The following is a 23,742-nucleotide window of genomic DNA, read 5'->3' on the forward strand; positions in this document are numbered from 1 at the left end:
GTCCCGGCGAGGACTCACCATACAGCCGCGCTCGCAGAGTCAGGAAAGCCGCGGGCCCCGGGGTGATCACCCCGGGGCCTCGCGGAAGTCCTACGTGAAGTTGTTCGCTGCGTTCGGGCCGTCAGACGGCCTTCTTCTTCAGCTTGCGGCGTTCCCGTTCCGACAGACCGCCCCAGATCCCGAAGCGCTCGTCGTTCTGCAGCGCGTACTCGAGGCACTCGCCCCGGACGTCGCAACCGAGGCACACTTTCTTGGCCTCGCGGGTGGAACCGCCCTTCTCCGGGAAGAAAGCCTCTGGATCGGTCTGGGCGCACAACGCCCTTTCCTGCCAGTTCGGCTCCTCCTCGATCGCCTCACCGTCGACAATCGCCATCAGCTCTGTCACGGTACGACCTCCTCGACCCTGTTCGTTCCCCTGTACATGTGGGTTTGCGGTCCACATGCCTGACCTCGTCCGTCCTGCGCTCTGCAACGGTCCCCGATACCGAGTGTCCTAACGAACGACACGGTTGAAATTACATTCCTGCAATCCACGAAAGTCAAGCCGTGCTCTGCTATTGGGATCATCCGCAACACGGCCGCAAAAGAACGAGAGGCCTGTAGATACAGGCCTCTCGCGCTGTGTACCCGGGCTCAAACCTCGTGCTACCGGGATTTTCCTGCAGGTTCGGTAAGGGCTTGCTGTCGCAGAGCGCCCTTGCTGTTGCCTGATCAGGAAGGTTGCGACCACCAACCCTGCTGGCCCTGGCCCTGCTGGTTCGGGTCGTTCTTCTCCGCCTCGGTCCGCGGGTCGATCCGGGTTTCGTCGGCGGCCTCGGCCTGCGGTGCCGGGTCGGCAGCACTCGGCTGCTGCTCGGCGGCCGGGGTCTCCTCGGCCTGCCAGGCCTGCTCCTGCTGCCATGCCTGCTGAGCCTGCTGGGCCTCCGCCGGCTCCTGGGTACCCTCGGCAGCGCCGTGCTCCTGCTGGCCCCACTCCTGGCCGGCCGGAGTCTGCTGGCCGTACTCCTGGCCGCCCCACTGCTGCTGGCCGGCTTCAGCACCGCCCCACTGCTGCTCCTGCGGCCACTGCTGCGCCGGCTGGGCCTGGTCCTGGCCGCCCCACTGCTGCTGGCCTTCGGAGTTCCACGGCTGCGTCGGCTCGGCGCTCTGGCCCTCGGCGGGCCACGCCTGCTCGGCGGGCTGACCGGCGGCGTGCTGCGCGGAGTGCTGACCGGCCTGCTGGGCCTCGGCGTCGCCGGCCGACCAGTTCTGCTGCTCGCCCTGGTTCCAGCCCTGCTCCTGCGGCCACTGCTGGCCCTGGTCCTGGCCCGCGGCGTAGCCACCAGCGGCGCCGGCAGCACCAGCCGCGTAACCGCCGTACTGCTGACCCTGGTCGTACTGGCCGCCGAACTGAGCCTGCTGGCCCTGGTCGTAACCCTGCTGACCGTAGCCCGGCTGCTGGCCGTACGGCGCCGTCTGGCCGTACTGCTGGCCCGGCTGCCCCTGCTGGAACTGGCCCGGCTTCGGCGCACGCACCGGCGCCGGCAGCGCCTGGAAGGTCTTCAGGGCGTACAGACCGATGCCGCCGTACAGCGCGAGACCACCGAGGGAAGCGATGAAACCGACGATCTTCTCGCCGGCCGTGCCGCTGCCGTTGAACTGCGCGAACGTGGCGACCAGGCCGAGCAGCAGGAAGAGACCGGTGACGATGAGCGCGCCCAACACGACAATGCGTGCGTTCGGCGTCCGCTCACCTTCGTTGACCAGCCAGACCGCACCGACCAGCGCAGGAAGCAGCGCCAGCGTGGTGATGGACGGCGGGACAATGACGGAGTGCACGCCGCCGGAAGCGGCGACGAAGCCGATCCCGCCGACGAACAACTGGAACAGCGAGGCCAGTGCGAGCAGGCCGGCGAATGCGAGCAAGGTGTACGCGACCGGCTCTCTGAGCTTCTTGGTTGCGTCGGTGACCACGAGGGCTCCTCGGATGTTGGGGGGCCGTACAACTGAGCTGTGCGGACGTGATGACCCTCCGCAGCATAGTCGTGCGGTGGTCCGACGCATTGACGACTCGGGCAGACTCTTCCCATGCGATTGACAGTGCTGGCCGGCGGCATCGGCGGCTCCACCTTCCTGCTCGGGCTCCTGAAGGCCCGTCCGGACGCCGAGATCACCGTCGTGGGGAACACCGCGGACGACATCACCCTGTTCGGGCTGCGGGTCTGTCCCGACCTCGACACCGTGATGTACACGCTCGGCGGTGGCATCTCGGAGGAGCGTAAGTGGGGCCGCGAGGACGAGACCTGGGTGATCAAGGAGGAGCTCGCGGCGTACGGCGTCGAGCCCACCTGGTTCGGGCTCGGCGACAAGGACGTGGCGACGCACCTGGTGCGCACCCAGATGCTGGACGCCGGTTACACGCTCAGTGCGGTCACCGAGGCGCTGTCCACGCGCTGGAAGCTGCCTGTCCGGCTCCTGCCGATGAGTGACGACCGGATCGAGACGCACGTGGTGGTGGACGACCCGGAACAGCCTGGGAAGCGCAAGGCCATTCATTTCCAGGAGTACTGGGTCCGCTACCAGGCCGGGATCCCCGCGCACCAGATCGTTGCTGTCGGCCAGGACAAGGCCAAACCCGCGCCCGGCGTCCTCGAGGCGATCGCGGACTGCGACGTACTGATCGTGCCGCCGTCGAACCCGGTGGTCTCGGTCGGCACGATCCTCGGCGTCCCCGGGATCCGGGACGCGGTCCGGGAGACGAAGGCCCCGGTCATCGGGCTGTCGCCGATCATCGGCACCGGTCCGGTCCGTGGAATGGCGGACAAGGTGCTCGCCACCGTCGGTGTTGCGTCCACGGCGTCGGCCGTGGCCCGGTACTACGGGTCCCGCACGTCCGGCGGCGTACTGGACGGCTGGCTGATCGACTCCTCCGACGCGATCCAGGCGGATTCGATCGCCGGGGCCGGAATTCACGTGCAGGCGGTGCCGTTGTGGATGACGGACGAGACCAAAACCGCCGCGATGGCTGACGCGGCACTGACCCTCGCGGAGGCCGTACGGCGATGAGGAAGCACCTGGAGATCTTCCCGGTGACCGGACTGCCCGAGGTGGCGGCCGGCCACGACCTGGCCGCGCTGATCGCCGAAGGCACCGACCTGCGCGACGGCGACGTCGTCTCGGTGACGTCGAAGATCGTCAGCAAGGCAGAAGGCCGGCTGACGTACGGCACCCGCCAGGAAGCGATCGACGCCGAGCTCGTGCGAGTCGTCGCGCAGCGCGGTGAGACGCGGATCGTGCAGACCCGGCACGGCCTGGTGATGGCCGCGGCCGGGACGGACACGTCCAACACGGCGCCCGGCACGGTTTTGCTGCTCCCGGTCGACCCGGACGCGTCGGCCCGCGACCTGCGGACCGCCTTGAAGGAGCGGTACGACGTCAACGTCGGCATCGTCGTGACGGACACGCTCGGCCGCCCGTGGCGCAACGGTCAGACCGACCTGGCGATCGGCGCCGCCGGCGTCCGCGTGGTGGAGGACCTGCGCGGTACGACGGACAGTCACGGCAACGTCCTCGCGGTGACCGAGCCAGCGCTGGCCGACGAGATCGCGGGTGCCAGCGAACTGGTCAAGGGCAAGGCGGACGGCGTGCCGGTCGCCGTACTGCGTGGACTGGACGACGCCGTACTGCCGGTCGATGAGCACGGGCCGGGTGCGCGGGCGCTGGTGCGGGACGCCGAGCTCGACATGTTCAGCCTGGGAACGCGGGAGGCCGCGCGGGCCGCCGTACTCGACCGGCAGCCGCCGACCGGACCGCGTTCAGTCGATCCGATGCTGTGGTCCGGTCTGCTCGCGGACGTCGACGGGGTCCGGCTCGAGGCGGCTGACAACGCTGTCACGGTGTTCGGCGACGAGCCGGTGACCGTGGGAATGGTCGCGGAGCGGCTGGCCGTCCTGCTGCACGCCGAGGGGTACGGCGTCGCGGTGCGTCCCGGACCGGGCAGCGAGGCGACGGTCACGTTCGGCTCACGGTCCCGATAGTTTTCTAGGCAACTTCTCAGGGGCACCTCGTACACTGCCTTCGCACGGCGGCGCGGTGGCCGCCCCGATCCGGGAAGACCAACACTGTGGGTAAAGCGTCGTCGCAGAAACAGTCGCGCCGCGAGATGATCGAGAAGATGCAGCGCGAGCAGGTCCGCTCGGACCGCCGCCGCACGATCCTCATCGTGGTGTGCTCCATCGTGGTCGGCCTGGCCATCATCGCCTACCCGGCGATCAAGCTGATCCAGGACTCCCGGACCAAGAACCAGGCGCTGACCGACTTCGGTGTCGCCGCGAGCGCGGCCTCCTGCGACGCGGCCACCAACGACGTGGCCGGCGGTACCCAGGATCACCGGCCCGACGGCGAGAAGATCCTGTACGCGGTCTCCCCGCCCTCCTCGGGCCCGCACTACGCGGTCTGGGCGCCGTTCGACAAGAAGTTCTACTCCGAGGGCGACCGTCCGCCGGTGGAGAACCTGGTGCACAACCTCGAGCACGGCTACACGATCCTCTGGTACCGCGACACGCTGCCGAAGGACCAGATCGACCAGATCGAGAAGATCGCCAAGTCGAAGCTGCCCGACAGCTCGCTCAGCAAGTTCATCGCCGCGCCGTTCAAGCACACCGACGGCAAGGAGTGGCCGGACGGCAAGAACCTCGCCTTCGCCCACTGGAGCGGCCCCGACGCCGCCCAGAAGTCCTTCGGCCACCGCCAGTTCTGCGGCTCGGTCAGCGGCGAGGCGCTCAAGCAGTTCATGGAGAAGTACCCAGCCACCGACGCCCAGGAGCCCAACGGCGGCTGACCCACAGCAAGCAGCAGAACGCCCCCGAGAAACAACTCCTCGGGGGCGTTCTGCTGTCAGATGTAGTTCGCGTGGTCGGACTGGACGCGGGCTACCAGGTCTTTTACGCGTTCGCCGTCCGAGAGGGGGCAGACCATGGTGACGTCCTGGGTGTGGACGATGATGTGGCTGCGGAGGCCTACGGTGGCGACCAGGTGGTTCGGGTCGTCGGTGACGATGATGTTGTCGTGGGAGTCGAGCAGGCAGCTCAGGGTGACGCTGTCGGTGCGGTTGCCGTTCGGGTCGGCGTCGTACGTGTCGGCCAGCGCGGCCCACGAACCCACGTCCAGCCAGTGCACGGGCATCGGTACGACGACCACGTCCGCGTCGACCTTGCCCTGGGACGCCGGCTCCATGACCGCGTAGTCGACGCTGATCTTGCGCAGGTTCGGGTAGATCTCGGCCAGCGTCGCCTCCCGCTCCGGGGTGTCCCAGACCGCGGCGACCTCGCGCAGCCGCGCGGCCGACTCCGGCAGCAGTGTGTCGAGAACGTTCAGCACTGTGGAGGCCCGCCAGACGAACATCCCGGAGTTCCACCAGAACCGCCCGGTGGCCAGGTACTCCTCGGCGGTCGCCCGGTCGGGCTTCTCCCGGAAGCGGTCCACGACGTACGCCGACGTACCCTCGATCGGCGCCCCGCGCTCGATGTACCCGAGCCCGGTGTGCGGATGGGTCGGCTCGATCCCGAATGTCACCAGCGACCGGCCACGTGCCTCGACCACCTCGAACCCGTGCTCGATCGCCGCCCGGAACTCGTCCTCGGGGCTGATCAGATGGTCCGACCCGACGAACGCGACCACCGCGTCCGGATCGTTCCGCGAAACCACAGCGGACGCGAGACCGACGGCGTTCGCGGTGTCCCGTCGCGCGGGCTCACCGATGATGTTGTGCTCGCCCAGCTCCGGCAGTTCCTTGCGTACAACGTCCGTGTACGCGCCGACCGTGCACACGTAGATGTTCTCCGGCTCGACCAGTCCGCGAAGCCGGTTGTACGCCACCCGCAGCAGCGAATGCCCGGCCGCCAGCGGCAGCACCTGCTTCGGCCTGTCGTCTCTGGACATCGGCCACAACCGCGTCCCTGAACCACCCGCCAGGATCACCACGTTTCGCATGAGGAGAGACCCTACCGGTCACCACTGGGCGGTTGCGGTATACGAAGGTGCTTGAGGTCTGGCGGTACGGGCGTGTCCGAGGGCTGCCAGAAGAGCTCGGACTGCCCGTCGAGGGCTGTCGCGGGTGCGTCCGTGAGGTGGAAGCGGTCGCGCAGCCGGCCGTAGAAGTCCGTCGGACGCAGTCGTACCAACCGCAACCGCTGCGGCGACCCGTACACCCCGATCCAGTCCCCCGGATCGAGTACGCCGCGCAACTGCCCGTCGATGCTGACCGCGGCCTGCCCCGAGTGCGGCAGCACCCGCAGCGCGATCGGCTCGTCCGGCGCCGCGATGACCGTGCGGTTGAAGGTCATGTGCGGTGCGACCGGAGTGAACACGATCGCCTCGGTGTTCGGCGACAGGATCGGCCCACCGGCGGCGAAGCTGTACGCCGTCGACCCGGTCGGCGTCGCGACGATCACCGCGTCGGCGGAGTACGACGCCAGCAGCCGGCCGGACAGATACACGCCGAGCGCCACCTGATGATCCCGCGCGAGCTTCTCCACCACGACGTCGTTCAACGCGGTCACGTCGAGCGCCATCCCCCACCCGTCGCCCTCGGCCATCTCGTGCCGTACCGGCGGCGGAGGCAACGACGGCCCGTGCCCGTACCGCAGCAGCGACTCGATCCCGCTCGGGATCTCCAACGGCCGCGACGCCCGCATCGTCAGCGTCATCCGTTCCTCGTACGTCGCCCCGCCGTGATGCACCGCCTCGAGCGCCTCCTCGACGTCCTTGCACGCGACCTCGGTGAGAAAACCGACCTTCCCGAGATCCACCCCGAGGACGGCGGCGTTGTTCTTCGCCGCGATCCGCGCACCGCGCAGGAACGTCCCGTCACCCCCGAGCGTGACCACGAGATCGGGATCCCCGGCGTGATGCAGCTCGTCGGTCCCGGTACGCCGTTCCTGGTCCGTCCACACGTCGATATCCGTGCACCCGATGCCATGAGCCGTCGCCCACCGACGTACCGTCTCCGCGGTCTGAACCGCCACCGGCCGCCCCTGATGCACCACAAGCCCAAGCCGCCTAACCGCCACAACCCCTCCTCCGCACTCGCCACCCCCACCGTAACCCGGCAACTTTGAGCACCCACCAACCATTCTGAGCCCACCAAAACGGTTGGTGGGTGCCCAAAGACGCCGGGACGGGGGTGGGTACGGCGGGGTGCGCGGGGTGGGGTGGGGGTTAGGTCGGTGGGGTGGGGCGGGTGGCGGTGATGATGGGGTCGGTTTCGTCGTCGAACTCGCCGATGACCTCTTCGAGGAGGTCCTCCAGGGCGACCACGCCGATCGCGGTGTTGCCGCCGCAGACGACTGCCAGTTGGGCGCGTTCGTCGCGCATGGTGCGGATCGCCTTGGCCACCGGGGTGTTGTCGCCTAGTTCGAGGGCCTCCGTCATCAGGTCCGACGCGCGGCTCGTGGTGTCGCCGGCGGTGGTCACGCGGGCCGCGTCGCGGACGTGCACGATGCCGCAGATCCCGGTGGACCCGTCGGAACGCGGCCCGACCACCGCGAGGCGGGAGTGCCCCTCGCGGCGGCTGGTCAGCTCAACCTCGCGCGCGGGCGCGGTTGCCAGGACCGTGGACAGCTGGGCGATCGGCGTCATCACCTGGCCGACCGTGGTGTTCTGCAGCGCGAGCATCGCGGTCAGCAGTTCGTGCTCGGGTTGGTCGAGAGTCCCGTGTTCTCGCGAGGACTCGATCAGCAGCCGCAGCTCGTCCGGGCCGTGCGCGTTGGCGATCTCGTTCTGCGGCGTGACGCCGACGAGCCGGACGCACAGGTTCGCGATCCAGTTGAGGACGCTCAACAGCGGGCGGAAGACGTACGTGAAAGCGCGGAACGGCATCGCCAGCACGAGCGCCGCCCGCTCGGGGTTGCTGATCGCCCACGACTTCGGCGCCATCTCGCCGAGCAGGACGTGCAGCAGGCCGATCCCGGCGACCGCGATGATCAGCGCGATCACGTGCCCTACGCCTTCCGGGATGTGCGCCAGTTCGAAGAGCGGATGCAGCAGGTGCGCGACGGCCGGTTCGCTCAGCGAGCCGAGGCCCAGCGTGCACAACGTGATCCCGAGCTGTGCGCCCGCGAGCATCAGCGAGAGCTCGCTGACGCCGGCGATGGCGGCCCGGGCCGAGCGGCTTCCGGACGCCGCCGCCTCCTCGAGCCGGTGCCGTTTGGATGCGACCAACGCGAACTCGGCGGCGACGAAGAACCCGTTCAACGCCAGGAGTACGGCGGAGATGATCAGCGCAAGCGTCGTACTCATGCCGTCCGCTCCATCACGACGATGCCCGGCACCCGGCGCTCGATGGTCTGCACCGTGAGCCGCACGTACTCAGGCGGAACCGGCCGCCCGTCATGGTCGATCCGGTGCGGAAGCTCGATGATGAGCGAATCACCGACGTCCGGGATCCGGCCGAGCCGTGCCATCACCAGCCCGGACACCGTCTCGTAGTCGTCGCTCTCCGGCAGTTGTACGCCGGTCACCTCAGCGACCTCGTCGACCCGCCGGCGAGCAGGCACCACCCACGACCCGTCACCGCCCTGCACCAGCCCGGTCTCCGGCAGATCGTCCTCGTCGCGGATCTCGCCGACCAGTTCCTCGGCGATGTCCTCCAGCGACACGATGCCCGCGAACCCGCCGTACTCGTCGACGACGATCGCGAGCTGCCGGCGCGCGACCCGGAGCCGGTCGAGGACCGCGGGCAGCGGGAGGGTTGTCGGTACGGCGACCGGCTGCGACGCCAACGAGCCGACGGCGATCGTCGCGCGATCGGCCGGTTCGAGCTCGACGACCTCGCCGATCGCGACCACACCGATCACCTCGTCGACCGAGGCCCCGATCACCGGGAATCTGCTGTGCCCGGTGTCCTGCAACTCGACGACCCGGGTCAGCGGCTCCTCGCGGTGCACGGTGATCACGTCGACCCGCGGGACCATCGCCTCGCCAGCGGTCCGGCCGCGGAAGTCGAGCCCGCGGTCCAGCAGCCGCATCGTGTCCTGGTCCAGCAGGCCCTGCTCGTACGACGTCTCGATGATCCGGTCGAGCTCCTTCGCGGTCGCGCCCTGCGGCAGTTCCTCGACCGGCTCGATGCCGACGCGGCGGAGGATCCGGTTCGACGCCGAGTCGAACAGGTGGATCAGCGGCCCCGCGATGGTCAGGTACAGCAGGGTCGAGCGGGCCAGCCGGAGCGCGATCGCCTCGGCCTTCGCGATCGCCAGGTTCTTCGGCGCCAGCTCGCCGAGCACCATCTGGATGATCGTTGCCAGCAGCAACGCGAGGATCACCGAGACCGACCTGCTCACCGCGTCCGGTACGTCGGCCGCGCCGAGCAGGTTCTCCAGCCCCTGACCGAGGTACGGCTCGGCGAAGTATCCGGCGAGCAGCGCGGTGATGGTGATGCCGACCTGTGCGCCGGACAGGACGAACGACAGTCGAGCGGTGACTCTCAGCGCTCGCGCCGCGGCCGCGTCACCGTCCGCGGCCAGCGTCCGCAGGCGGCTCCGGTCGACAGCGACGTACGAGAACTCCTGGGCGACGAAGTAGCCAGTCGCAACGGTCAGCGCCAGGATCAGGCCCAGGCCGGCCAGGATCAGCATGGGACGACCTTATGAGAACTCCAGCGACCGCAGCACCGCGGGGTCGGACCGCGCGGAGTAGGGCCTACCGAGAGGTTGACGGCTTCCAGGCGACCACTGCGCCGTCGCGGATCAGCTCGCCGTAGAGGCCCGGATCGACGTCGGCCAGGATCAGGTCGGCGATAGGTACGACGGCATCGGCCGGCGACTTCGCCTGGCTGAAGTCCTCGAACCACGGGCGGGACGCGCGGGTGTCGACGAGCCCCGGGCAGACGGACGCGACCAGGGTGTTCTCGGCGAGGTCGCGCTCCCGTCGCTCAGCCGCGACCGCGCGCACGGCGGCGACCTGCGCCACCTTCGACGGCAGGTTGATCCACTCCGGCCAGCCCTGCGCCTGCGCCGTACCGTCGTGGACCGCCGTACGCCACTCCTCCACGACCTTCTCGACGTCCTCCAGCGAGACCTGATCGAGCCGGCCCCACAGGTGCTCCGGCAGTTGCTCCAGCGTCCCCAGCGAGCTGGCCACCACGATCAGCCGTCCCCCGGGCCGCAGGATCGGCCCGAACGCCCGCAGCATGTACTGCGCCCCGAGGTTCGCCACATCGACGAACTCGTCAACCTGCTCCACGGGTGCCACCCCGGGCTCCAGCGGCCCGACCGCGTTGGACACCACGATGTCCACGGCCCCGAGTTCGGCTGCCAACCGCCGAACGGCGTCCCCGTCGGTCACATCCAGCACGCGCCCTTCGACCCGCGCCTTTCCTTCCACTCGGGCTGCCGCGGCGGCGACTCGTTCCGGGTTCCTGCCGGTGAGCAGGACCAGGTCCTCGGGGTTCATCCGCTGTGCCAACTCTTCTACCAATGCATATCCGATGCCTTGATTGGCGCCGGTGACCAAGGCGATGCGTTGTTCTGTCATGTCTTCAACGTAGGTCCGCAACTGGTATGACTCCAACGAAAGTTCCGCACACGTGGTATGCGTAGATGTCATGGACTTCACCGACGTCTCGCTGGTCGCCCTGCGCGTGTTCCGGGAGGTCGCCGAACGCGGCACGTTCACGGCAGCCGCCGCGGCGCTCGGCTACACGCAGTCGGCCGTCTCCCGCCAGATCGCCACTCTCGAACGCGCCGCCGGCAACCAGCTCCTCGAGCGCCGCCGCGAAGGTGTGGCTCTCACCGACGCAGGACAGGTCGTACTGCGGAACGCCGCCGCCGTCCTCGACCGGATCGACGCGACCGCCCGCGAGCTGGCCGGCCTCCCGGTCGCGGGTGGAACCGTGCGGCTGGGCTGGTTCCCGAGTGCCGGCGCGGTCTTGTTGCCACGGGCAATCAGCGCGGTACGTCGTACGCACCCGGCGATCACCGTGACGACGCGGGAAGGATCCACGCCCGCGCTGGTCCGGGCGCTCCGGGCCGGGACGATCGATCTCGCGGTGATCGCGTCGGCTCCACCGTTCCGGCCGCCGGACGCCGAGTCGCCGGCGTTGAAGCTGGAGACGCTCGCGGAGCGGAGCCTGCGGCTGGCGGTGCCGACCGGGCATCCGCTCGCGGCGTCCGACTCGGTCGAGGTCGCGGACCTGCGCGGTCAGCGGTGGATCGCCGGGCCGGCGTCGAGCAGCGAGCTGTGGATGGGGGTCTGGCCAGGGCTGGACGAACGCCCGGTGCTCGCGCACACGGTCCGCGACTGGCTCGCGAAACTTCAGCTGGTCGCGGCCGGGGCGGGGCTCACCACGATCTCCGCGTCGATGGCATCCGCGGTGCCACCAGGTGTCCGGGTGGTCACGGTCCGGGGCGGACCTCAGGAGTTGCGCCGTACGATCCTCGCCCGGCTGCCCGGCCGGATGACGGAGCCGACAGCGCTACTGGCCGCTGCGCTGCGTGCCGCCGCCCTCGAGGTCAACCCGCCGCTCTGAGCCGTCCGCCGGCGGCTGAGCAGCCTGGGTGACCTGGGCGGGGGTTTCGTCGTCGTCGCCGTGCCGGGCCTTGTCGAACTCCTTCATCGCGCGGGCCGCGTTCCGGGTCAGCTCGGGGAGTTTCTTGGCGCCGAACAGCAGCACGACGATGACCAGGATGACGATCCATTCGCCGCCTTCGGGCAGCGCGAGCTCTGGCACCATGACAAGCCTTCTTTCCGGTCAATCCCCGTCCAACGTACGTCGGTCCGCGGACCGTAGGCTGGGCCATATGTCACGAGTCCTGCCCGAGTTGTTCGCGGCCGCGGTCCGCCGGGACGGCGGCGCCCCGTTCCTCACCTACTACGACGACACGACCGGCGAGCGGATCGAGCTCAGCGCGGTCACGACCGCGAACTGGGTGGCGAAGACCGCCAACCTGCTCGTCGACGAGTACGACCTGGAGGCCGGCGAAACCGTCGCGATCGGCCTGCCGCCGCACTGGCTCGGCGTGGTCTGGGCGCTGTCCACCTGGTCGGTCGGCGCATCCCTGACCAGCGGCACCGGCACCCTCGCGATCACCGGGCCGGACTTCGCGATCCGCGGCGAGCGCGAGACCGTCGCCTCCGCGCTGCTCCCGCTCGGCGGCCGCTTCCGCGAGCCGCTCCCGGACGGCATCCAGGACTACGGCGCCGAGGTCTACAACCATCCGGACGTGTTCGTCCCGTTCGACCCGCCGACGCCGGCCTCCTCGGCGTACGACGACCTCACCCACGAGGACCTGATCGGTACGGCGGAACCTGTGAGCGACCGGATCCTCGTGACGCGCACGCTGACGGACCGCGACGGGCTGGCCCTGCTGACCGGCGTGATCTCCGGAGGTGGTTCGATCGTGCTCTGCCGCAACCTGGACGCCGCCAAGCTGGAGCGCCGGGTGACGGACGAGAAGGTCGACCGAGTTCTGGAGGGATAGCGTGCGGCGGTTCGAGGGCAAGGTTGCGCTGGTCACGGCGGCGGCGCAGGGCATCGGTTCGGCGGTCGCGCGGCGGCTGGCCGACGAAGGCGCGTCGGTGGTGGTGACCGATCTCCAGGAGGAGAAGGTCGCCGAAGTCGCGAAGGAGATCGGCTCGAACGCGCTCGGGATGCGGGTCGACGTGACGAGCCGGGACGACGTCGACGCGGCGGTCGCGGCCGCGATCGAGCGGTTCGGTCGCCTGGACGTCGTGGTGAACAACGCCGGTGGCTGCATCGTGCGCTCCGTGCCCGAGGACGCCACCGCCGAGGAGTTCCACGCGCAACTCGACCTCACGCTGGTCGGCGCCTCGCGCTGCATCCAGGCCGCGCTGCCGGAGCTGGTGAAGAACCGCGGCAACGTGGTCACGATCAGCTCGGTGAACGGAGTCGCCGCCTTCGGCAACATCGAGTACGCCGCCGCCAAGGCCGGACAGATCGCGATGACGGTCAACTACGCCGCCCGCTACGGCAATCTCGGCGTCCGGTTCAATGTGGTTGCCCCCGGCACCATTCGGACACCGAACTGGGACAACCAGCCGGACACCCTGGAGAAGTTCGGCAAGATGTACCCACTCGGCCGCATCGGCGAGCCCGAGGACATTGCCGCCGCGGTCGCCTTCCTCGCCTCCGACGACGCCTCCTGGATCACCGGCCACACCCTCCCCGTAGAAGGCGGCGTACTCACCGGCCCCGGCGTCCTCGACCTGTCGACCTCCGGCCCTTTCAAGAAGGAGTACCCAGGACTCTGAACAGCTGCTCGGCCTGTGCCAGGGCGCCGGGATCGCCCGAAGTGCGGTGCAGGCCCCGGAGCGCGTGAGCCTGTTCGAGTTTGTTGCCGAAGGCCCCCCAGTCCGCGGCGGCGTGCGCGAAGCCGGCGGCCGCGGTCTCCGTGTCGCCGCGGTATTCGGCGAGCAGCGCCTGAGCCGTCGCCGCCGAGTACTCGCGCATCGGCAGCACCGGCTCCACGAAGTCCACGAGGACGGCCGCGGCGTCGGCGTGGCCGGCGGCGAGTGCCGCGCGCACCAAGGACGGCAGGCGGACATCGAATTCGATGCTGCCGTGCAGATCGGCCAGTGAGGTGAGCAACTGCAGGATCTCCAGGACGCCGTCCCGGTCGCCGTCGCGCGCACGCGTCGTCGCCGCGGGCGAGGCCGCGACGGCGATCATGTCCGGCCAGCCCGCCTCCACCGCCACCCGGTACGCCTCCTCGGCGTGATCGCGAGCGCCCGACAGGCCGGACTCGACCTCCGCCACCGCCAGCGCGCCGAGGACCTCGATGCGCCGCAACAGGGTGAACGCCGGGGACGGGTGCTCGAGCTGGGCCCGGCACGCAGCGATCACCTCGGCCGCCCGGCCGGTCTCGATCATCAACTGCAGGACGGTACAGCCGATCTGCTCCATCATCTCGGCCAACCGGCGCCGGGCGGAGAACTCGCGAGCCGCTTCCAGTTCGCCCAGAGCAACCACCGGTCCCTCGATCTGCCACAGCACCCAGCCGTAGTTCAGCCACGTCACCGCCGCATCGCGCCCCTGACCGCCCTCGAGCAGCGCGGTCAGCGCCTCCTTGACGTCGACCAGCCCACCGGTGTCCCCCAGACCGACCCGGGCGAGTCCCCGCGACTCCAGGGCCCGGAGCGGTACGGCGTACCCCTGCTCGGTCGCGATCCGCAGGGCAGAGTTCGCCGAGTCGATCGCATCCTGATAGCGGCTCGCGACCACCCGGATGCTCGCCTGGCCGGACAGCAACAGCGCCAGATCCTCGCTCGGCCCGAGCTCCTCGAGCATCCCGACCGCCCGGTCGACCGTCGCCAGGCTCTCCTCCATGCTGCTCAGCGAGTACGTCGAGGCTCGTAGGGCGAGCGCGACTCCGCGGATGTCCCCGATCGCCTCGAATCCGGCGATCGCCTCGAGGTACGCGGCCTGGGCGTCGTCGAGGCGGCCCGCCTGGAAAGCCGCCCAGCCCCAGCGCAGCAGGACCGTGGGACGTTCGGGATCGCCGGCCGGGCTCAGGGCCAGCGCGCGGTCGAGCAGGGCGAGCGCCTCGTTGGTGTCGAGGTTCATCGCCAGTTCCGCGGCCATCAGCTGGTACTTACGCGCCCGGGGAGCGATCGCCGCGGCCGCCTCCGGGTCGCCCAGTGCTGCGGCAAGGTCCAGTGCCGTGCTGAGGTGATAGGCGATCAGGTTCGGCGTCTCGGCCTGACAGGCGGCGCAACGCAGCTCGAGCCAGTCGGCGGCGGCGAGGTGCCGTGCCGATCGAGCCGCGCGCGGCACCTGGCTGTAGGCGACGTCGCGGGTCAGGGCATGCCAGAAGGTGTATTCGTGCTGGCCCAGCATCGACGACCGCCGGACCGGACGCACCAGCTCCTTGCGGGCCAGCTCCTGCAGCTCCTGGACCACCTGGCCCGGATCACGGTCGGACAGCGCCGCGACGGCTTCGGCCCAGAACACCGGACCGATCACGGCGGCGTCCGCGAGCAAGGCCTTGCGATCCGGCTCCAGGGTGTCCAAGCGGGCCGCGATCAGAGCCGCGATGCCGATCGGCAGGTCGGCCGAGCCGGCCTGGTCCGTCCCGCAATCGGTCACGACCCGGGCGAGTTCTTCGGCATACAAGGGGTTGCCGTCGGCACGGCGTACCAGGCGCAGGCGGATCTCTGCCGGCACGTCCTGACCGGCGAACATCCCGGTCAGGAGTTGATCGGTCTCGTTCGCCGTCAGCGGCGAGAGGCCGACGGTGAGGGCGTTCTGGACCCCGCGGGTCCACTGCGGTCCGCGTTCGAGCAGCTCGGGGCGGGCGGTGACGACGACCAGCAAGGGCAGGTCCGTCAACCACTCGGCCAGGTGATCGACGAAGGCGAGCATCGCGTCCGTCGCCCAGTGCAGATCCTCGAACACCAGGACCACGGGCGACTGCTCGGCGAACGACTCCAGCAGTTGCCGCCAGGCCGCGAACGATTCCTCCTGCGTCGCCGACCCCGGCTGAGCGGACTGATCGGCGCCGATCAGAGGCCCGACCCGGGCTCGCAGCCAGGCCCGGTCCGCGCCGTCCGGCACGATCGCGTCGAGCTTGGCCACGGCCTGCGCCGGTGGGTCGGTGTCCAGGATCCCGGCCTGGACCTTGAAGATCTCCGCGATCGGGCCGAACGGCGACTCGCCGTACGGCAGGGATCGGCCCTCGCGCCAGGTGACGAGCTCGTCGTGCTGATCCAGCCAGGCGCCGAACTCCGCGACGAGGCGCGACTTGCCGATGCCCGGCTCGCCGAGCAGCGTGACGAACTGCGGCACCCGCTCCGCGAGGGCCTTCTCGAACGCCGTGCACAGCAAGGTCAGATCGCGCTGCCGGCCGACCATCGGCGTACTGAGGTCGCGGATGACGTCCGTACCGAAGCGTGCTCGCGGCGAGCCGGCCTGCCAGCGTTCGACCGGACGGCTGATTCCCTTGGCCGCAACGGGTTCCAGCGCCTCGTAGCCGAAGACGCGACTTGTCGCCTCGTGGGTGCCGCGCCCGACGACGACCGCGCCGATCGGCGCGGAGGACTGCAGGCGGGCCGCGAGGTTGACCACCATGCCGGTGACGAACGGCTCGCCGAGCTCCGGTCGCGCAGTCAGCTGGACCAGCGCCTCACCGGTCTCGATGCCGATCCGGACCTCCAGCGGACCGTCCGGGAGCATCCGCACCGCATCGAGGATCGCCAAGCCGGCCCGGACTGCCCGTTCCGCGTCGTCCTCCCGGGACCGCGGTGCGCCGAAGACGGCCAGGATGGCGTCCCCGGCGAATTTCTCGACCGTCCCGCCGTACCGCTCGACCGTCTGCCGCAGGGTCGAGTGGTACGGCGCCAGCCACCGGCGAACGTCCTCGGGGTCGGCGGACTCGGACGCGGTGGTGAAGCCGACGAGGTCGCAGAACAGCACCGTGACGACCTTGCGTTCCTCACTCATCGCGCGCCCGTTCTCCCAGATCGGCTCAGCTCTGGGACTCGAGCGAGCGGATCCGGGCGGTCAGGGCCTTGAGCAGGGCCTGGGCGACCTCCGGGTTCTCCTTCACGACCGGCTCGAACGCGAGCGCGGACAGCGCGAATGTGGTCAGCCCGTCCGGCCCGGCCACCACCGTCGCGGACCGCGGCAGGCCGTCGATCAGCGAGACCTCGCCGAAGTAGCCCCCGACTTCCAGCGGCTCACGGACGACGCCGTTGACCTCCACGGCGGCCGAGCCTTCGAGCACGACCTGCAGGCCGGCGTCGTGGGCGCCCTGCTCGACCACATGGCTGCCGGCCGGAACCTTCAACGTGGTGCCACGCTCGATCAGGTCGGACAGCGTGTCCTTGGACAGTCCTTCGAAGAGGTCGATCTTCGCCAGGAACTGCGGCAGGCTCTCGTGACTCATGGATCGCACCCCTCGATCGGTGCCCGGCACACGGGCAACTAGTGAACTGCGCCACAGGCTACAGCCGGTCCGGGATCCTCGACCACGATTTAGCCCTGAGGCTCAGAAGCCAAACGCGCCGACAACCCGCAAGGGCAACCCGGCCACCGCGATACCGAACCACAGGCCGCGGGCGAGCCAGCACCTTCCACGATGCCCACGCACGCCCTGTAGCACCAGGCTGCCGAGGATCAACGCGCCCAGCACCGCGAGCAGCACAACACCGAACATCGTCCAGCCGCAGAGCACCGAGCCGACCCCGAGTAGGACCCAGAGCGGCCAGCCCACCACCGAAGCGGGGCTCCACAACGTGTCCCGACTCCGCCAGGGCTGCTTCCCGGGCCGCCCGCATCCGCACGCGACGGGCGGCTCCGGCGTCACGCTCATGGATGGAGTGTGACGGTCGGCCGGGTCAGTTCTTCGGCCAGGCCTCCCAGGCCGTTGCGAACATTTCGTCGACGGAAAACGTGTTCTGCCAGGCGAGGTCGCGGGTGGCCAGGTCGCCGTTGGCTACGACGCGGGACGGGTCGCCGGGGCGGCGGGGGCCTTCGGCGGGGGTGAAGTCGATTCCGGTGACCCGGCGGGCGGCGTCCATGATCTCGCGGACCGACGTACCGGTGCCGCTGCCCAGGTTGTAGACGGGTTCGAGGGTCTTGCCGGACTCGAGGGCGCGGGCGGCCGCGACATGGGCACGGGCCAGGTCGGCGACGTGGACGTAGTCCTTGACCGACGTACCGTCCGGGGTCGGGTGGTCGGTGCCGTAGATCTGCGGCACCTTCCCCTGCGTGAGCAGGTCGCAGACGATCGGGAACAGGTTGTACGGCGACGCGTCGTACACCGTCGGATCACCGGACCCCACGACGTTGAAGTAGCGCAGCGAGGTGTGGTGCAGTTCCGCCGCGGCCGCCTGGTCGCGGAGCAGCCACTCGCCGATCAGCTTCGACTCGCCGTACGGCGACTGCGGGTCGGGCGCGGTGTCCTCGGTGACGACCTCGTCCTTCGGCGTCCCGTAGACGCCGGCGCTGGACGAGAACACGAGGTTGCGGATCTCCTTGTCCGCCATCGCTTCGAGCAGCGACACCATCGCCGTCACGTTCTGCGTGTACGTGTGCAGCGGCCGCTGCACCGAAACCCCGGCGTACTTGAATCCCGCGAGATGTACGACGCCCACGACGCCCTCCAGCGCCTTGCGGACCGCCGTACCGTCGAGCAGGTTCGCCTGCACGAACGGCACCCCGTCCGGGACGAACTCCGCCTTCCCGCTCGACAGGTCGTCGATCACGACCACGTCGATCCCGTCGTTGCGGAAGGCGCGCACCACATGCGCCCCGATGTATCCGGCACCACCAGTCACGAGCCACGTCATGTCTCAGATCCTGCCACCAGAATCTGGCCGGGACCCCGTAAACGGGCCGAACCTGTACCAACTAGCAGACAGTTGCCAGCCAGAAATAAGTCAAGTCGGTCCACTCCACCTCGGCCGGGGCGACCTGCGTTGCGAGCTCCTCCCGCGACGGGAAGTTCTTCAGCACCTCGAACGTGCGCCCGTCCGACAACTGCCGGGTCTGGTAGGTATCGCCGTCGTCCGTCGTCCGGGTGATCGGATAGTTGCTGCCCTCCACGTACCGGTTGTCCGCGAGGATCACCACACCACCCGGCTCCACCCGCTCCAGCAGGCCCTCGGCGAACCGGCGTACGTCGGCGCGCAGGACATGGGACCAGAAGAACCCCGCGAAGATCGCGTCGAAGCGCCCCGGGACCGCGCCCAGGTCGTACGCATCCGCGGTCTCGAAACGTACGTCGGCCGGACCGTAGGACCGTGTCCGCGCAACGGCGAGCGTCTCGTCGTTCAGATCCGTCGCGACGATCGACTCCGCGGTGGTCGCCAGCGCGGTCGTCCAGTAACCGGTGCCAGCGGCAACTTCCAGGACCGAGCGACCTGCGACGAGCGGCGGCAGGAGGGCCCGCAGGCGAGCCAGGTCCTCCTGCCGTTCCGGCTTCTCGTACACCGCGTCGTACTCACCGGCACGCTTGCGGTAGTAGCTACCCAGGTCACTCACTTCGCGAGCGCTTTGACCTTCGGCGTGAGCAGGAACGCTCCGACGTACAGCAGGGCGGCGATGATCAGCAGGCCGTGGAAGCCGATGATCAGGGCCGCGTACTCGAGGCAGCCGCCGAGCATCGCGCCGAGCAGGTTCGCGCCGAACGACGCCGTACCGTCGGCGGTGTCGGTGAACCGCTTCGCGAAGATCACGTTCGCCGCGAAGATCGGCAGGAACGCGATCAGCACCGCGACCAGCGCCCGCAACCCGACCGGCATCCCCAGCAGCCAACTGTCCGGGAACACCCACGACAACGCGAGCCCACCGAACAGCACGGCGAACATCACCTTGATCGGTGGTGTCTTGAACCGCCTCGTCACTTCGACCGCCGCGAGCACCGCCACCAGCACGCCGGCGAAGACGATCGCGTTCACGACCCACGTCGTACCGAACAGCAACGCGAACCCGGTGATGCTCTTCGTCTCCAGCAGCATGAACCCGGCCCCGAGCAGGAACAGGTCCGCGTACGGGCGCATCCGCCTGTACGACGCACCGCCGCCGGCGATCCCGACGCCGACGAGACCGGCGACGAGGACCAGTCCGAGCGTGATCAGGTAGAGCGAAGGGATCCGGTCCGTGAACAGGTAGAGGAACGGCCGGTTGTCCGTGGCCGGCGGCGGCGTCTCCGCGGTCGCACCGGGCCACTCGGCGGAACACGCCTGGTCCTGCTCGGTCAGACCGACCGTCACGACCGCCTGCTGCAGACCGTCGCCGATCTTGTCCACGCAGGGCTTGTGCCCGAACGCGGCCTGCGCCGTCGACGCGAGCCGATCGATCAGCCACGTCTCGCGGTAGTAGTTGTACATCGCGAACGCGCCACCCGGGTTCAGGTGGTCACGCGCCGACTCGAACGCCTGCTGCGTGAACAGGTAGCTCTCCAGCCGCAGCGAGCTCGCGCCGTTGACCAGCGTCAGGGAGTCCGGCAGCGCCAGCAGGATCAGGTCGTACTTCTTGTCCGTCCGGGACAGGAACGCCCGCCCGTCGTCGATGTGCGAGCTCACCCGCGGGTCCTGGTACGGCCGGTCCGGGTGCAGCGCCTTGCCGAGGTCCCGGATCCGCGGGTCGATCTCGACCGCGTCGACGTGCTGCGCGCCCTTCTTCAGCGCGATCGCCACGTCCGAGCCCGAGCCGGCACCGATGATCAGCACGTTCTTCGGCGCCTTACCGGCGTTCGCCCGCTCGTACGGCAGCCCGTACTGCGGCTCCCACTGCAGGCGCGCGTCGGCCGGGATCGCCTGCTGGTGCGGTACGCCGTTGACCGTGATGGTCAGCAGCGGCACACCCTCCCAGGTGGTCTTCTTCGTCTGCACCTTGTAGTACGGCGACCAACTGTTGTCGGACTTGGTCGACTCCTTGAACAGCACGCCGAGCATCACCAGCAGCGGCGCCAGCACCATCGCGGCACTCAGCCCGGTAGCGACCGCCCGCCGGCCGGACAGCCCGGAGATTCCGGCAGACCGTGGGATCATCAGCACCGCGAACACGACCGTGACGATGAGCCCCCACCAGATCGGCGGCGCGCCCAGGAAGGACAGCCCGGTGAACGTGACGATCCCGATCAGCGATCCGACCAGGTCGAAGCGGTACGCCGTCAGTCGCGGAAGCTCCGCGAAACAACGGCCGACCAGCTCGGCGGGACCGGCCAGCACCACGGCGGCCGCGACGAAGATGATCGGCAGGATCACCCAGACCGGCGGGCCGGTGGTGTTCAGGCTCGTGAAGTAGATGACGCTCGACGAGCTGCCGCGGTTGACCGTGACCGGCTTCCACGCGATCACCAGGACCAGCAGGCCCAGCATGATCGGTGAGTAGTACGGCAGCCGTTTCGCCCGGCCGGAGCGCAGTACGCCGATCCCGATCCCGAGGAACGAGCCGAGCAGCACGAAGTTCGAGAAGTAACTGAGATGGACGACGTTGGACCCGGTCCAGCGGATCAGCGCGAGCTCGACGAACAGCATCAGCGCGCTGGACGCGACCAACCGTGTCCGAACACCGAACGGGCTCGGCCAACCGGTCGTGACGACGGGATCAGTAGCGGAGTCGACTGCCATGCGGGGCGACGTTACCGGATATCGAAGTGCACTGCGTCACCCCGCAGGCATCGTTACTTTCTGTTCAAATTGCGGTCAGTGACGGCGGGCCGGCTTCGGGAGCTCGCAGCCGGACTTGTTCAGGTCGATGGTCCGGTTCGCGGTCAGGCAGGTGTACAGCCACCAGGTCTGCTGGCCGTACGCCGCGCCTTGCTCGACGGTGACGTTGCCGTCGGCGTCCACCTCGCACGGGTTGTTGACCGTGCACTGCTCGCCGTCCTCGTTCCCGGTGTTGTTGATGCCGATCACCTCACCGGTCGAGGTGCTGACCACCGGCGATCCCGACGTACCGCCGATCGTCTCGCAGCCGGGCTGCTGGTACTTGATCGAGTTCTGCCAGGTCCAGTCGCCCTCGCGGAGCTGCGGGATCGTCGCCTGCACCGAGCAGGTGTAGATCCGCTTCCAGTACCCGGACACCACGGCCATGCCGGCGCCGTCCGCGGGACCCTGCTTGGCCAGCGTCAACGGGGACACGTTCAGGCGGCTCTTGATCGACGCGTAGGACTCGTTGACCTCGTACACGATCATGTCGGTCTTGGTCATCGTGCCGAACAGGATCTTCGCGGCGCGGACCGTCCCGGCCCGGCTGGAGTCCGGGTTGAGCAGCGTGATCGAGCGCGTCGACGTCTTGTTCACCAGGACCTGGCCGGGCTGCAGGAACCCGCCCTCGTAGCAGTGCCCGTTGGTGAGGACGAGCGCCTTGTCGGTGGCAACCGATTCGGCGTACCGGACGAGCGACGCGGAGCAGTTGCTGAGCGCGGCGATGCCGGTGAAGTCGGCGCCGGGTGCCGCCGCTTGGGCGGAGCTGGTGCCGAGCAGGGATGTCGTCGCGACCGCTGTGGCGGCCAGGAGCGTACGGAACAGTTTCATGGGGGCGGTTTCCTCACTGTTTGTGCTTGCAGCACTTCGTAACCCATCCCCCGGCCGGTCACCATCACAGTTGCGTGAAACCGGCTGTCCACAGGGTCATCGCAGGGGTTTTCCTGCGCTCCGTGTCAGGACTGCTACTCTTCGTTTCCGGATCCGCCCGGTCTCGAACCATCGCCGACCCCGGCACGTCGTACCTGGTGACGAGGAACGACAAGGTACGGTCGGCAGCAGCCCGCCGCCCGGATGAGAACGGAAGGACGTCATGCCGCAGGAGACACCAGACCTGCGCAACCTCCGCGAGCCGGTCCGGTTCAAGCGGGCGCTGACGCTGTTGCTGATGACGCTGGTCCTGCCCGGATCGGCGCAGATCGTCGCGGGCTCCCGGAAGGCCGGCCGCTGGGTCTGGCGGGTGGTCGCCGGCCTGGTCGCGATCGTGATCTTCTTCGTGATTCTGGGCCTGATCTGGCGGTCCGGCACGATCAACATCCTGGCCCGCCCGGGCACGCTGCGGATCGTCCAGGTGCTGCTGATCCTGCTCGCGATCGGCTGGGCGGCGCTGTTCGTGGACGCGTACCGGCTCGGTCAGCCGCTGACGCTGGAGCGGAACCACCGCCTGATGACCAGCATCATGGACGGCGTCCTGATCGTCGTCGTCGTCGGCGCCCTGATCTACGCCAGCGTGATCGTGAACACCCAGCGCGACTTCGTCGCCAGCGTGTTCGGCAACGGGCAGAAGTCGAAGGCCGACAAGGGCCGCTACAACGTGCTGCTGATGGGCGGCGACTCCGGTTCGGACCGGATCGGCACCCGGCCGGACAGCATGACGGTGGCGAGTATCGACGCGGACACCGGCCGGACGGTCCTGATCGGCCTCCCGCGGAACCTGGCCAAGGTTCCGTTCCCGGCCGGTACGGCGATGGCGAAACAGTTCCCCGAGGGCTTCAAGTGGAACAAATGCGCCGCCGAGTGCCTGCTGAACGCGGTCTACACGTACGCCGCCAACCACAAGAACCTGTTCCCCGGCGACGCGAACCCCGGTGAGACCGCGACCATGCAGGCCATCGAGGCCGTCACCGGGCTGAAGCTCAACTACTACGTGCTGATCGACCTGGCCGGCTTCCGCGACCTGCTGAACGCGGTCGGCGGTATCACCCTGGACATCGGCAAGCGGGTCCCGATCGGCGGCGGCAGCTCGCCGATCAAGGGCTACATCGAGGCCGGCAAGAACCAGCACCTGGACGGGTACCACGCGCTCTGGTTCGCCCGCTCCCGAGCCGAGTCGTCGGACTACGAGCGGATGGCGCGGCAGAAGTGCGTGATGTCCGCGATGCTGAACCAGCTGTCACCGCAGACGGTGCTGACCAAGTTCCAGGGCATCGCCTCGGCCAGCAAACAGGTGGTCAAGACCAACATTCCGGCGGGTGAACTGGGCACTTTCACGGATCTCGCGCTGGACGCGAAGAAGCTGCCGGTGTCAAGCTTCTCCGCGGTCCCGCCGTTGATCCACACCGGCGACCCGGACTTCGCACTGATCCGGACCAAGGTCGCGGAGACGATCGCGAAGTCCGAATCGCTGGACAAGGACGGCTCGGGAGGAGACGGTAAGACTTCGAGCACTCCGCGTAGCAGCACCAGCAAGTCCAGTCCGGCCCCGACCACCAGCACCACGAAGAAGCCGAGTACGAAGAAGCCGAGCACCTCACCGACCACACCCGCCGCTGGCGTCGACGACGTCGCATCGATCTGTAAGGCCTGACCTGATAT

General features: G+C 69.1%; 22 protein-coding genes. 7 read left to right on the plus strand and 15 right to left on the minus strand.

Going from position 1 to position 23,742, the window contains the following annotated elements; genetic code table 11:
- Window positions 1-121: 121 nt before the first annotated feature.
- Window positions 122-385: a WhiB family transcriptional regulator gene (locus EV649_RS09465; RefSeq protein WP_130382502.1), complete on the minus strand. Its 264-nt coding sequence runs from the start codon at window positions 383-385 to the stop codon at window positions 122-124.
- Window positions 386-711: 326 nt separating this feature from the next.
- Window positions 712-1,953, minus strand: coding sequence for a hypothetical protein (locus EV649_RS09470; RefSeq protein WP_130382504.1), 1,242 nt, complete (start codon window positions 1,951-1,953; stop codon window positions 712-714).
- Window positions 1,954-2,067: 114 nt separating this feature from the next.
- Here EV649_RS09470 and cofD point away from each other — a divergent pair, with 114 nt between their 5' ends.
- From cofD to EV649_RS09485, 3 genes are all read left to right on the plus strand, one after another.
- Entirely contained in the window at window positions 2,068-3,045 is a 978-nt protein-coding gene (gene cofD, locus EV649_RS09475) for a 2-phospho-L-lactate transferase (protein ID WP_130382506.1), read from the plus strand.
- Entirely contained in the window at window positions 3,042-4,016 is a 975-nt protein-coding gene (locus EV649_RS09480) for a coenzyme F420-0:L-glutamate ligase (protein WP_130382508.1), read from the plus strand. The genes cofD and EV649_RS09480 overlap by 4 nt, the downstream gene beginning before the upstream one ends.
- A gap of 86 nt (window positions 4,017-4,102) precedes the next feature.
- On the plus strand, window positions 4,103-4,819 hold the full coding sequence (locus EV649_RS09485) for a DUF3105 domain-containing protein (RefSeq protein WP_130382510.1): 717 nt from the start codon (window positions 4,103-4,105) through the stop codon (window positions 4,817-4,819).
- A gap of 56 nt (window positions 4,820-4,875) precedes the next feature.
- Here EV649_RS09485 and EV649_RS09490 read toward each other — a convergent pair whose 3' ends face one another.
- From EV649_RS09490 to EV649_RS41985, 5 genes are all read right to left on the minus strand, one after another.
- On the minus strand, window positions 4,876-5,970 hold the full coding sequence (locus EV649_RS09490; protein ID WP_130382512.1) for a sugar phosphate nucleotidyltransferase: 1,095 nt from the start codon (window positions 5,968-5,970) through the stop codon (window positions 4,876-4,878).
- Window positions 5,971-5,981: 11 nt separating this feature from the next.
- Window positions 5,982-7,004, minus strand: a complete 1,023-nt coding sequence (locus EV649_RS09495; protein ID WP_241997924.1) for an NAD(+)/NADH kinase — start codon at window positions 7,002-7,004, stop codon at window positions 5,982-5,984.
- 193 nt (window positions 7,005-7,197) lie between these two features.
- The gene (locus tag EV649_RS09500; RefSeq protein ID WP_130382516.1) at window positions 7,198-8,277 is read right to left on the minus strand and encodes a hemolysin family protein; all 1,080 of its coding nucleotides are present in this window, start codon (window positions 8,275-8,277) and stop codon (window positions 7,198-7,200) included.
- Window positions 8,274-9,611, minus strand: coding sequence for a hemolysin family protein (locus EV649_RS09505; RefSeq protein ID WP_130382518.1), 1,338 nt, complete (start codon window positions 9,609-9,611; stop codon window positions 8,274-8,276). The genes EV649_RS09500 and EV649_RS09505 overlap by 4 nt, the downstream gene beginning before the upstream one ends.
- Window positions 9,612-9,675: 64 nt before the next feature.
- On the minus strand, window positions 9,676-10,509 hold the full coding sequence (locus tag EV649_RS41985; protein ID WP_130382520.1) for an SDR family NAD(P)-dependent oxidoreductase: 834 nt from the start codon (window positions 10,507-10,509) through the stop codon (window positions 9,676-9,678).
- Window positions 10,510-10,579: 70 nt separating this feature from the next.
- Here EV649_RS41985 and EV649_RS09515 point away from each other — a divergent pair, with 70 nt between their 5' ends.
- Entirely contained in the window at window positions 10,580-11,503 is a 924-nt protein-coding gene (locus EV649_RS09515; protein WP_130382522.1) for a LysR family transcriptional regulator, read from the plus strand.
- Here the strand turns inward: EV649_RS09515 and EV649_RS09520 are convergent.
- Window positions 11,450-11,707, minus strand: a complete 258-nt coding sequence (locus tag EV649_RS09520; RefSeq protein ID WP_130382524.1) for a twin-arginine translocase TatA/TatE family subunit — start codon at window positions 11,705-11,707, stop codon at window positions 11,450-11,452. The genes EV649_RS09515 and EV649_RS09520 overlap by 54 nt on opposite strands.
- A 67-nt stretch (window positions 11,708-11,774) precedes the next feature.
- On the opposite strand from EV649_RS09520, the gene EV649_RS09525 reads away from it, so the two are divergent.
- Window positions 11,775-12,455, plus strand: a complete 681-nt coding sequence (locus EV649_RS09525) for a TIGR03089 family protein (protein ID WP_130382526.1) — start codon at window positions 11,775-11,777, stop codon at window positions 12,453-12,455.
- A gap of 1 nt (window position 12,456) precedes the next feature.
- The gene (locus tag EV649_RS09530; RefSeq protein WP_130382528.1) at window positions 12,457-13,245 is read left to right on the plus strand and encodes an SDR family NAD(P)-dependent oxidoreductase; all 789 of its coding nucleotides are present in this window, start codon (window positions 12,457-12,459) and stop codon (window positions 13,243-13,245) included.
- Here EV649_RS09530 and EV649_RS09535 read toward each other — a convergent pair.
- The 7 genes from EV649_RS09535 to EV649_RS09565 form a co-directional block, all read right to left on the minus strand.
- A complete protein-coding gene (locus EV649_RS09535; protein WP_130382530.1) occupies window positions 13,220-16,432 on the minus strand; it encodes an adenylate/guanylate cyclase domain-containing protein in 3,213 nt (1,070 codons plus the stop codon). The genes EV649_RS09530 and EV649_RS09535 overlap by 26 nt on opposite strands.
- 25 nt (window positions 16,433-16,457) lie before the next feature.
- Window positions 16,458-16,877, minus strand: coding sequence for a cyclic nucleotide-binding domain-containing protein (locus EV649_RS09540; RefSeq protein WP_130382532.1), 420 nt, complete (start codon window positions 16,875-16,877; stop codon window positions 16,458-16,460).
- 102 nt (window positions 16,878-16,979) lie between these two features.
- Entirely contained in the window at window positions 16,980-17,303 is a 324-nt protein-coding gene (locus EV649_RS09545) for a hypothetical protein (RefSeq protein ID WP_130382534.1), read from the minus strand.
- A gap of 25 nt (window positions 17,304-17,328) precedes the next feature.
- The gene (gene galE, locus EV649_RS09550) at window positions 17,329-18,282 is read right to left on the minus strand and encodes a UDP-glucose 4-epimerase GalE (protein WP_130382536.1); all 954 of its coding nucleotides are present in this window, start codon (window positions 18,280-18,282) and stop codon (window positions 17,329-17,331) included.
- Between the two features lie 61 nt (window positions 18,283-18,343).
- A complete protein-coding gene (locus EV649_RS09555; protein ID WP_157996212.1) occupies window positions 18,344-18,976 on the minus strand; it encodes a class I SAM-dependent methyltransferase in 633 nt (210 codons plus the stop codon).
- On the minus strand, window positions 18,973-21,069 hold the full coding sequence (locus EV649_RS09560; RefSeq protein ID WP_130382540.1) for a spermidine synthase: 2,097 nt from the start codon (window positions 21,067-21,069) through the stop codon (window positions 18,973-18,975). Before EV649_RS09560 ends, EV649_RS09555 begins: the two co-directional genes overlap by 4 nt.
- 75 nt (window positions 21,070-21,144) lie before the next feature.
- Window positions 21,145-21,978, minus strand: coding sequence for a serine protease (locus EV649_RS09565; protein WP_130382542.1), 834 nt, complete (start codon window positions 21,976-21,978; stop codon window positions 21,145-21,147).
- A gap of 262 nt (window positions 21,979-22,240) precedes the next feature.
- On the opposite strand from EV649_RS09565, the gene EV649_RS09570 reads away from it, so the two are divergent.
- Window positions 22,241-23,734 carry an LCP family protein gene (locus tag EV649_RS09570; RefSeq protein WP_130382544.1) on the plus strand — a complete coding sequence of 498 codons (1,494 nt, stop codon included), beginning with the start codon at window positions 22,241-22,243 and terminating at the stop codon, window positions 23,732-23,734.
- Window positions 23,735-23,742 lie beyond the last annotated feature (8 nt).

Source organism: Kribbella sp. VKM Ac-2569 (genome assembly GCF_004216905.1).
In the GTDB taxonomy this organism is placed as follows: Bacteria; Actinomycetota; Actinomycetes; order Propionibacteriales; family Kribbellaceae; genus Kribbella.